6 protein-coding genes are annotated in these 9023 nt (G+C 69.3%); 3 read left to right on the top strand and 3 right to left on the bottom strand.

Going from position 1 to position 9023, the window contains the following annotated elements; translation table 11 throughout:
- The 3 genes from KPB06_RS24445 to KPB06_RS24435 all read left to right on the top strand — a co-directional run.
- Positions 1-1919 (top strand): collagen-like triple helix repeat-containing protein (locus KPB06_RS24445; RefSeq protein ID WP_275920515.1); only part of this gene is annotated, 1919 nt, incomplete at its 5' end.
- Between the two features lie 127 nt (positions 1920-2046).
- Positions 2047-3330 (top strand): isoprenylcysteine carboxylmethyltransferase family protein, encoded by a 1284-nt coding sequence (locus KPB06_RS24440; protein ID WP_059580208.1) that lies wholly within the window; start codon positions 2047-2049, stop codon positions 3328-3330.
- 576 nt (positions 3331-3906) lie between these two features.
- Entirely contained in the window at positions 3907-4557 is a 651-nt protein-coding gene (locus KPB06_RS24435) for a histone acetyltransferase (protein ID WP_226094133.1), read from the top strand.
- Positions 4558-4704: 147 nt separating this feature from the next.
- Here KPB06_RS24435 and KPB06_RS24430 read toward each other — a convergent pair whose 3' ends face one another.
- From KPB06_RS24430 to KPB06_RS24420, 3 genes are read right to left on the bottom strand one after another with little or no spacing between them, the layout of a single operon-like run.
- Positions 4705-5331 carry a DUF2894 domain-containing protein gene (locus KPB06_RS24430; RefSeq protein WP_059580205.1) on the bottom strand — a complete coding sequence of 209 codons (627 nt, stop codon included), beginning with the start codon at positions 5329-5331 and terminating at the stop codon, positions 4705-4707.
- Positions 5328-5972, bottom strand: a complete 645-nt coding sequence (locus KPB06_RS24425; RefSeq protein ID WP_059580201.1) for an OmpA family protein — start codon at positions 5970-5972, stop codon at positions 5328-5330. The genes KPB06_RS24430 and KPB06_RS24425 overlap by 4 nt, the downstream gene beginning before the upstream one ends.
- A gap of 3 nt (positions 5973-5975) precedes the next feature.
- Positions 5976-9023 (bottom strand): DUF802 domain-containing protein, encoded by a 3048-nt coding sequence (locus KPB06_RS24420; protein ID WP_059580198.1) that lies wholly within the window; start codon positions 9021-9023, stop codon positions 5976-5978.

The raw sequence follows: 9023 nt of genomic DNA, 5'->3' as shown, positions 1-9023 counted from the left end.
GTACTTCGGGTACTTCGGGTACTTCGGGTACTTCGGGTACTTCGGGTACTTCGGGTACTTCGGGTACTTCGGGTACTTCGGGTACTTCGGGCACGTCGGGCACTTCCGGTACTTCCGGTACTTCCGGTACTTCCGGTACTTCCGGTACTTCCGGTACTTCCGGTACTTCCGGTACTTCCGGTACTTCGGGTACTTCGGGTACTTCGGGTACTTCCGGTACCTCGGGCACCTCCGGCACGTCGGGTACTTCCGGTACTTCGGGCACTTCGGGTACTTCCGGCACCTCGGGTACTTCCGGCACTTCGGGTACTTCCGGCACTTCGGGCACGTCGGGCACTTCGGGTACTTCCGGCACTTCCGGCACTTCCGGCACTTCGGGCACTTCCGGCACCTCGGGTACTTCCGGCACCTCGGGTACCTCCGGCACCTCCGGCACTTCGGGCACTTCGGGCACTTCGGGCACTTCGGGCACTTCGGGCACTTCGGGCACTTCGGGCACTTCGGGCACTTCCGGCACCTCGGGCACTTCCGGCACGTCGGGTACTTCCGGCACCTCGGGTACTTCCGGCACCTCGGGTACTTCCGGCACCTCCGGCACCAGCGTCACCCCGCTCGGCAACGTCCTCCAGAAATCCGGCAACCTCGTGACGGCGCTCGGCACGACGGTCGTGAACGGCGGCACCCAGATCGGCGGCGTGCAGATCCCCGGCACGAACCCGACGACGGCCACCAGCGTCGGCAATGCAGTCAGCAGCCTCGGCAACGGCGTGCAATCGCTCGGCAACGGCGTCGCAGCCGGCCTGGGCTCGATCGGCGTGTCGCCGAACCCGCTCGGCCCGACGATCACGTCGACCACCGGCCTGCTGACCGGCACCGGCGGTGCGGTCAACAGCCTCGGCAATGCCGTGACGAGCCTCGGCACCGGTCCGCTGTCGCCGCTCGCGCCGGCGACGACGCTGGTCGGCAGTCTCGTCAACACGGTCGGCACCGCGGTCAACTCGACCGCATCGGCGCTGAACACGGCGCTGAACAGCGCGCCGGTGCAGCAAATCGAGACGCAACTCGGCAGCGTGATCAACCCGATCACGAACACGCTGACCGGCGGCGTCACGACGCCGGGCGTCACGCAAACGCTCGGCAACGCCACGTTGCTCGGCGCCCCGCTCAGCGGCCTGCTGAACACGCTCGGCAGCGGCCTCGGCCTGGCCGGTTCGCAGGTCGGCGGCGCAACCGGCAACCCGGTCGGCACGAGCGCCGGGAACAGCGTGGCCCAGCTCGGTAACACGGTGGCGTCGGCCGGCGGCCTGCTGTCCAGCGGCAGTTCCAGCAGCGGCAGCAATCCGCTCGCCCCGATCACGGGCGTGCTCGGTTCGCTGACGGGCGCACTCGGCGGCGGCAGCAGTTCGAGCGGCTCGGGCGGCACGAGCGGTACGAGCGGCGGCCCGCTCGCTCCGATCACCGGCCTGCTCGGCACGGTGACGGGTGCGCTCGGCAGCATCGGCTCGAGCGGCACCGGCGGCACAAGCGGCACCAGCGGGACGAGCGGCGCGGGTCTCGGCGGCCTGCTCGCGCCGGTCACCAACCTCGTCAACTCGCTGACGCCGCTCGGCGCGAGCCTCACCGGCACCGTCACGACGCCGGGCGGCAACCTGTCCGGCACGCTCGGCGGGGTGCTGACGAGCGGCCCGGTCGGCACGCTCACGGGTGCGCTGGGCACGCCGGCCGGCTCGGCCGGCGCCGTCGGCACGGTCAGCCCCGGCGGCGCGACGGGCACCGTGACGACGCCGGGCGGCAGCGGCTCCGTGGTGACCGGCCTGACCGGCAGCACGAGCGGCGGCGCCGCCAGCGGCACCGGCAACCTGCTGTCGCCGGTCACCAACCTGCTCGGCGGCCTGCTCGGCGCCGGCACCAAGAAGTAAGCCTCGACGCATCACGTATCAAAACGACAGGCCAATGGCCGGGCGCGCATCCATAAACAGCCCGGCCGACGGCCGGCGTCACCCGCCAAGCGGGGGCGCCGGCCCTCATCCCTACGAGGATCCGATCATGAACTCGACGCTCGACGGCATCGTCGCCGCTCCGGACCGCCCACCCCGTTCCGCCACGCCGTTCCGCGCCGGCCTGCTCGGCATCGCGGCCGGGCTCTTCGCGCTGTGGATCACGCGCGACCACCCTGCCCTCGACGCGGCGACACGCGCGGTCGTCGCCAGCCTCGCGATCATCGGCACGATCGCGCTGCACGAACTCTTCATCTCGCGCGTCTACCTGCGTCCGAGCGCGGGGCTGTCACGGCAGGCCGTCCGGCCGCTGAGCGTCGCGCGCGTCGCGACGCGGCTCGGCGCGCTGACGTCGATCTACGCGGGCATCGGCCTCCTCTACTGGCTGCTGCCCGAATACCACGGCGCGTTCTACCTGCCGTTCTGGTCGCTGCTGCGCTCGCTCGCGCCGTACGTGATCGTCGCCGCGCCGTTCTACTTCGCGTGGATGGACCGCCACCAGCGCGAAACCGACGACGCGTACCTGCTGTGGGGCCGCTTCCTGTTTCGCCGCGAGCGGCCCGCGAGCTGGAAGCCGGTGCGCGAGATGCTGGCCGGCTGGGGCGTGAAGGCGTTTTTCCTGCCGCTGATGACCGTCTACCTGTCGAAGGACGCCGATCACCTGAGCGCGTCGCTCGCAAACGCGATGCATGCGCCGATGACGATCGCGACCTTCGTGTTCATGTACGACCTGTCGTTCACGATGGACCTGATGTTCGGCACCGTCGGCTACCTGTGCACGTTCCGCATCCTCGACAGCCACGTGCGCACCGTCGAGCCGACGACGCTCGGCTGGGTCGCCGCGCTGATCTGCTATCAGCCGTTCTGGTCGCTGATCTCGAACAATTACATCCGCTACGAAGGCTCGATGTTCTGGGACAACTGGCTGCTGTCGGCGCCGACGCTGCGCGTGATCTGGGGCACGGTGATCATCCTGCTGCTGCTGACCTACGCGCTGTGCACGATCTCGTTCGGACTGCGGTTCTCGAACCTCACCAACCGCGGGATCATCACGTCGGGCCCGTATCGCTTCACGAAGCATCCCGCGTACATCACCAAGAACCTGTCGTACTGGATGGTGTCGGTGCCGTTCGTCGAGCCGCTCGGCTGGCAGATCGGGCTCATGCACTGCGCCGGGCTCGTCGCCGTCAACCTGATCTACTACACGCGCGCGAAAACGGAAGAGCGCCACCTGATGCGCGACCCCGACTATCGCGCGTATGCCGAATGGATCGCGCAATACGGCTTGTTCGCGCGGGTCAGGCAGGCGTTTGGCGGGCGGCAGGCGGTGTGACGGCGCGGCCGGGGCGGCAGTTCATGCCGCTCCGGTTGCTCGCGCGGATGCCAAGCAGGCGCGGGCTTCGCACAGGCCGCGACACTTTCCACATGCGCCGTCCAGCGCTCGACGATGCGCTTTCGCGTGGATCTCCGCACCGCTGAACGCGCCCCATGCGGCCAATTGTCGCGAAACACGGCGATTCTCCGCTTTTCGTCGCTTTTCTCCACCCGTCCGATTGCCCGCTCCCGACGCGTCGCGTATGGTGCTGGCCGTCCGCGTACGATCCGTCGCCGGACACCCGACCGTCGCCCCGCGCGGCGGCCGCGCGGGCCGTGCCCGCCGCTCACCGTCTCCGCGATGCCGCCCGTTCGGCGCCGCGCGTTCATGAGGAAAGAGGCGTGATCCACAAAGTCCTGATCCTGTTCGCACTCTGCATCGCGGGCCTCGCCGCGATCGCCGCCGGTTTCCAGCACATCCCCAGCTGATTCGCGGCCCCGGCTCGCTTCGCCGAGCCCGGGGGCCGCTTTCATTTCCGTTTCCCCGTTGCCATGAACTTCTTTCTCGATGCGCCCGGGACGGGCGCCTTTTGCCATGCGTATCGACGTACAGCATTCCCAGCACGACATCGACGACGAACTCGACACCCTTTATGAACGTCTCCACCAGCCGGGGCATCGCCTGCACGGGCTGCCGGGCGTCGCGCTCGGCCGCTCGGGCCTGATCGTGCGCCATCGCGAAGCGGACGGCGAATACTTCCTGTACGTCGAGGATCCGTCGGCCCGGCAGCTCGCCGGCTATACGGTGTTCAACCGGCTTCCCGAAATCCCGCGCCGCGCCGACCGCTACCTGCGCGCGCCGCACACACGGCTGCGCGGCTCGGCGCAACGCCAGGGCCTCGCGACGACGCTGTACCGCTGGGGGCTCGACGCGGGCCTGTGCCTGATCAGCGGCGCGCGCCAGTCGGTCGGCGCCGCGCGGCTGTGGACGGCGCTCGCGCAGGACTACCGGCATGGTTTCGTCGATGTCGAAGGCCGCGCGCTGCGTTATCTCGGCGACACCGTTGCCGACGACGTGCACGGCGCGCTGCACACGCGGCGGCTGTTGCTCGGGAAAGGCTGGGCGCTCGACACGTTCGCGCAGGCGGCCGGGATGAGCGATACATGGCCCGAACGCCGATGCGATAATCCGTCGGATCCGCGCGACGCGCGGGCTCAACCCGCCAATCGAAACGCCCTTCGATGACGCTCGATCCCCGCACCGACGTCGAACGCACGCGCGATATCGGCACGGGTCGAAGCATTGCACGCGCTACGCGCGGCGATCGACGCCCAACGCCGAACCGGTAGGCGATCCGCACGCGGACCGCGCGCGGCGCGGCGTGACGTGGCGTTATCGCGCCTTGGCGCGCGTCGACTTCTTCGCCGGTTTGGCGGCCTTCGCGCGCGGCGCTTCCTTCTCGGGCTGCGCGCCGCCGCCGGCGAGATCCTCGAGCCATGCGAGCGCATCGACGTACGACAGGAATTGCTGCAGATAGTCCGGCGACAGTTCGCGCATCGTCGCGAGCGAGCGGTGCACGAGGCTGTTCGAGTTGAGCGGCCCCGCGTTGCGCGGCACCTGATCGAGCGACTGTCGATACTGCTGCTCCGTGCGGACTTTCGACCACGTCGCGCGGAAGTAGTCGACCAGTTCGGGATCGAGCCCGCGCCGGTCGGCCCGAGCATCGCGCGCGAGCCCTTCGACGAGCGCGGCAAGCGCGCCACGCGCGGGCGCACCCGGCGAAGCTTCCACCGTCATGCGCGTCGCTTCGGCTTCGCGCGCACGCGCGACGGTCTCCGCAAACCCTTCGACCAGCGCCGCCAGCCGCGCGTCGAGCAACGCGCGCGCGGCGCCGTCGAGCACGGCGGCGCGCCGTTCGAGCGCATCGATCCGATGAAAGCGCACGGGATCGAGCCGGTCGGCGCCCTGCTCGCGCCATGCATCGAGCGTCGCGCGCACCCGCGTCGCGTCGCCCGTCACTTTGCCTTTCCTCCGTTCGACGCCGACTTGCGCGGCACCGGCGCGATCTCCACGCGGCGGTTCTTCGCGCGGCCTTCATCGTCCGCATTCGAGCTGACCGGCTGTTCGGAGCCGAACGCGGCCGCGAACACCGACGAGGCCGGCACGCCGGCATCGATCAGCGCGCGCGTGACCGTCAACGCGCGCTTGGCCGACAGTTCCCAGTTGTCCGCGAACAGGCGGTTGCCGGCGTGCACCTGCTGGTCGTCCGCGAAGCCGCTGACCATCAGGATCTCGTCGCGCGTCTTCAGGTACGTGGCCAGCGGGCTGGCGAGCGTCTTCAGCAGGTCGCGGCCAGCGGGCTGCAACTGGTCGGAATTCAGCGCGAACAGCACGTTGCCGCTGATGCCGATGCGCCCGTTCACGAGCGTCACGCGGCCGGCCGCGAGCGGCCCGGCGAGCGCCTGTTCGAGCGACTTGCGCTGCCGCGCCTCGAGCTGGCGCGCGCGCACCGCTTCCTCGAGCTTCGACGTGAGCTGGAGCTGCATGCCGATCACGCCGACGAGGATCAGCACGAACGCGCCGAGCAGCACCGACATCAAGTCGGCGAACGCGGGCCATACCGGCGCCGATTGCGCGCCGCCGTCGATTTCCTCGTGCATGCGTTACGCTCCGACGGGCGCCCGCCGGCCGGCGAGCTGCTGCAGGTCTTCGACGATCTGCTTTTGCGACATCACGCTCAGGTCGATCACCTCGCGCGCCTGCGCGACGTAGTACTCGAGCTGTTCGTCGCTGCGCGCGAGCGATTTCTCGAGCGCGGCCTCGATGCGCTGCAGATGCGCGAGCAGCTTGTCGTTCGATTCGCCGAACACCTGCACGGCCATCCCGAACGCGTCGCCGAGGCTCGCCACCTCGACGGCGCCGGCCGTGACCTGCGCGGCCACCGAATCGAGCTTGCGCGTTTCGGCATCGACGGTGTCGTTGAAGCGCGCACCGACGCGATCGAGCAGATCGGCCGACGTGCTGACGAGCGCGTCGATCGCGGCGCGCTGTTCGGTCGATGCGTGGTTGACCGCGCCGAGCAGCGTCTCCAGCGTCGCGAGCAGGCGGCTGCGTTCCTCGAGCGTCGCGGTGTCGCGCACCATGCTGTCGGACAGGCGCTGGCGCAACTCGGCGACGACGTCGGCCGCGGCCTTCGGCGCCTCCGACGCGGCCTGCACGAGACGTGCGATTTCGTTGATCGTGTCGCTCGCGTGAACCTGCGCCTGCGCGGTGATGTCGTTCGCGGTGCGGGTGAGCGTGTCGCAGATGTCCTGCTGGCGCGCCGCGGCCTGCGCGCTCGTCTGCGCCCATTCGTCGCGCAGCGCGGCCGCCATCGCGGCGAGCGAATCGTTCCATGCAGCGAGACGTTCTTCGTCGCGTGCGGCCAGTTGCGATTGGAGGCCGGTGTGCGATTCGCGGATCGTCGTCAGCAGATCGTTCGAGCGTTGTTCGAACGTCGATGCCTGTGCGGCCAGATCGCGCGTCGTTTGTGCGAGGGCGTCGCAGATTTCCTGCTGACGGCCGGCGCTGTGCACGCCTGCACGCTGCCATTCTTCGCCGAGCTTCGCGGCCATTGCGGCCAGCGAATCGTTCCATGCAGCGAGGCGCTCTTCGTCACGCGCCGCCAGTTGCGATTGCAAGCCCGTGTGCGACTCACGGATCGTCGACAGCAGATCGCTCGAGCGTTGTTCGAACGTCGACGCCTGTGCGGCCAGATCGCGCGTCGTCTGAGCGAGTGCATCGCAGATTTCCTGCTGACGGCCGGCGCTGTGCACGCCAGCACGCTGCCACTCTTCGCCCAGCTTCGCGGCCATAGCGGTCAGTGAATCGTTCCACGCAGCGAGGCGCTCTTCGTCACGCGCCGCCAGTTGCGATTGCAAGCCCGTGTGCGACTCGCGGATCGTCGACAGCAGATCGTTCGAGCGGTGTTCGAACGTCGACGCCTGTGCGACCAGATCACGCGTCGTCTGAGCGAGTGCGTCGCAGATTTCCTGTTGAAGGCCGGCGCTGTGCACGCCAGCACGCTGCCACTCTTCGCCCAACTTCGCGGCCATTGCGGTCAGTGAATCGTTCCACGCAGCGAGGCGTTCTTCGTCACGCGCCGCCAGTTGCGATTGCAAGCCCGTGTGCGACTCGCGGATCGTCGACAGCAGATCGTTCGAGCGTTGTTCGAACGTCGATGCCTGTGCGGCCAGATCACGCGTCGTCCGAGCGAGTGCATCGCAGATTTCCTGTTGACGACCGGCACTATGCGCGCCCGCACGCTGCCATTCGTCGCCGAGCTTCGCGGCCATCGCCGCCAGCGAATCGTTCCACGCCGCGAGACGTTCTTCATCGCGTGCGGCCAGTTGCGTCTGCAAACCCGCGTGCGACTCACGCATCGCTGCGAGCGTCGCGGCCGAATGGCGTTCGAACGTCGCGGCCGCTTCGCCGAGCGCACGCGCATGCTGGCCGGCCAGCGTCTCGCCGACCTGCTCCTGGCGCGCCAGCGCATCGCGCCAGGCGTCCGACAGGCGGCCTTCGGTCGATTCGAGGCGCGTCGCGACGCCGTCGAGCAAATCCGACGAACGCTGCGCGAACGTGTCGGTGAACTGGCCGAGCGTCGTCTGCAACTGCTGCGCGACGGCGTTGCCCGCCTGACGTTGTTCGTCGATCGCGCGGTTCCACACAGCCGTCACGTTGCCGGTGGTCTTCTCGAAGCCGTCCGTCAGCCCGTCGAGCTGTCGCTGCACCGCGCCCGTCACGGTGTCGCGCAGCGCGGCCATCTCCTGCGCGAGCCCCGTCATCGTCGCAGCGACGACCGGCTGCAACGCGGCGCCGGCCACGCGCGCGCTTTCGGCGGCGCTTTCCTTCAGCGCGTCGCCGACGTTCGATGCCAGGCCCGCGTACGCCCGCTCGGTCCGGTCGAAAAACGCCTGCTGGCTTTCGAGCTGACGATCGTGCAACGCGACGCTGCGCGCCTCGAGCGTCGTCATCATCGTCTGCAACCGGTCGACCAGGGCCGGCATCACGTCGGCCTGGCGCTGCAGCAGCCGGAACGATTCGTCGCGCTGGTGCGCGGACGAATGCACGCGCAGCGTCGTCGCGATCTTCGCGTCGAGCTGCTGGGCCGCATCGATCCGTTCGCGGCGCACGAGCGCGGACAGCAGCCCGAGCATCGCGGACGTCGCGACGCCGGCGATCGACGTGCCGAACGCGAACCCGAGCCCTTTCACCGGCGCGATCAGCGACGCGCGGATCGCGTCGAGATCGGTCGCGCTCTCGAGCGCGGCGCCCGTGCCCTTCAGCGTGACGACCATCCCGAGCAGCGTGCCGAGCATGCCGAGCAGCACCAGCAGGCCGACGAGGTAAGGCGTGAGCGACGGGCCCGGCAGCGCGACGCGCGCGCCTTCGACGCGGGCGCGCACCGCGCCGCGCAGGCCCGGATGCAGCGTGTCGAGCCACGTATCGAGCTTCGCGGGCGGCTCGGTCAGGCCGGCGACCGCGCGCGACAGCGTGGCGGTCGCCTGCCGGTAGCGCAGCAGCTCCCATGCGCCGGCGACGTAGCACGCGCCAATCAGCAGCGTGACGGCCGCCGCCAGCGGGTTCGATGCGACATAGCCGGCACCGATCCAGCCCACTGCGAGCAGACCGGCGACGAAGACAACGAGATCAAGGCGAATTCTGGACAT

Source organism: Burkholderia semiarida (genome assembly GCF_029268935.1).
Lineage (GTDB): Bacteria > Pseudomonadota > Gammaproteobacteria > Burkholderiales > Burkholderiaceae > Burkholderia > Burkholderia semiarida.
Note: the sequence above shows the minus strand (reverse complement) of the source record. Positions and strands in the feature narration are given on the sequence as shown.

Excerpts from the sequence above, each read along its gene's own strand:
- KPB06_RS24435 (WP_226094133.1), top strand. The coding sequence starts at position 3,907 with ATGCGTATCGACGTACAGCATTCCCAGCACGACATCGACGACGAACTC.
- KPB06_RS24425 (WP_059580201.1), bottom strand. The coding sequence starts at position 5,972 with ATGCACGAGGAAATCGACGGCGGCGCGCAATCGGCGCCGGTATGGCCC.
- KPB06_RS24440 (WP_059580208.1), top strand. The coding sequence starts at position 2,047 with ATGAACTCGACGCTCGACGGCATCGTCGCCGCTCCGGACCGCCCACCC.
- KPB06_RS24420 (WP_059580198.1), bottom strand. The coding sequence starts at position 9,023 with ATGTCCAGAATTCGCCTTGATCTCGTTGTCTTCGTCGCCGGTCTGCTC.